General features: G+C 45.0%; 2 protein-coding genes. Both read left to right on the top strand.

Annotated features, from left to right (window positions below; all coding sequences use genetic code 11):
* Positions 1 to 486, top strand: a 486-nt coding sequence (locus O0550_RS23990; RefSeq protein ID WP_396125783.1) for an efflux RND transporter periplasmic adaptor subunit, incomplete at its 5' end; no start/stop codon positions are given.
* A gap of 14 nt (positions 487 to 500) precedes the next feature.
* The coding region (locus tag O0550_RS23985; RefSeq protein WP_258427425.1) for an ABC transporter ATP-binding protein at positions 501 to 1,015 on the top strand (515 nt) is incomplete at its 3' end.

Here is a 1,015-nt window from a genome sequence, read left to right as displayed (position 1 = left end):
GATATTAACGAATCAGATGTAAAAGAGCTTCAATTGGGACAAAAAGCACTTGTAAGCGGCACTTCTATGGGCAAAGAAAAAGTAGCAGCTACGGTAACCCGTATTTCGCCGCTGGCTACAAAGATTCAAAAAGGGGAAACGACAGGAAAAACAAAAGTAAATGTCACATTGGAATTGGATCAGGCTGTCTCTGTGCTAAAACCTGGCTTTAATGTCGATGTCGATATTATGATCACCAATAAAAACAACATTCTTGTTGTCCCTTTCCAAGCGGTTGTGAATGATCCAAGCGGTTCCTTTGTCTGGGTTGTAGAAAACGGTCTGGCGAAAAAACGTCCCGTACAAACCGGTACAGAAAGTGACTTGAATGTAGAAATCACAAGCGGTCTAAATGAAGGAGACAGTGTCATTAGCAGCCCTTCCGCTGATTTGATGGAAGGCATGCCTGTAATGGCAATGGAAGCAGGCGTACCTGGAGCAGTATAAAAGGAGGGAAACAGATGCTAACCGTTACTGATATTCGTAAGACCTTTATGAACGGTGATTCTGAGCTACCCATCCTAAAAGGAGTTAATTTTACCGTTAATAAAGGGGAATTCGTCGCAATCATGGGGCCCTCTGGTTCTGGTAAATCCACCTTTATGAACATGCTGGGTTGCTTGGATCGCCCCTCTTCCGGTTCTTATGTACTGGACGGAGTAGAGGTCACTACCTTAAACGAAAATCAACAAGCTGATCTTCGAAACCAAAAAATTGGGTTCGTCTTTCAGGCATTTAATCTATTGCCACGTATTTCTGCGATTCGCAATGTAGAATTGCCTATGCTCTATGCAGGCATCTCGGCAAGCGAACGCAAAAAACGTGCAGAAGAAGCGCTCATTAGCGTAGGTCTAAAAGAGCGTATGGAACACAAGCCGCCTATGATGTCCGGCGGTCAAAAGCAACGTGTAGCCATCGCCCGTTCTCTCGTGAATCGCCCGGCGATTTTGCTAGCGGATGAACCAACGGGAAACCT

Source organism: Brevibacillus halotolerans, assembly GCF_026891775.1.
Taxonomy (GTDB): Bacteria; Bacillota; Bacilli; order Brevibacillales; family Brevibacillaceae; genus Brevibacillus_B; species Brevibacillus_B halotolerans.
Note: the sequence above shows the minus strand (reverse complement) of the source record. Positions and strands in the feature narration are given on the sequence as shown.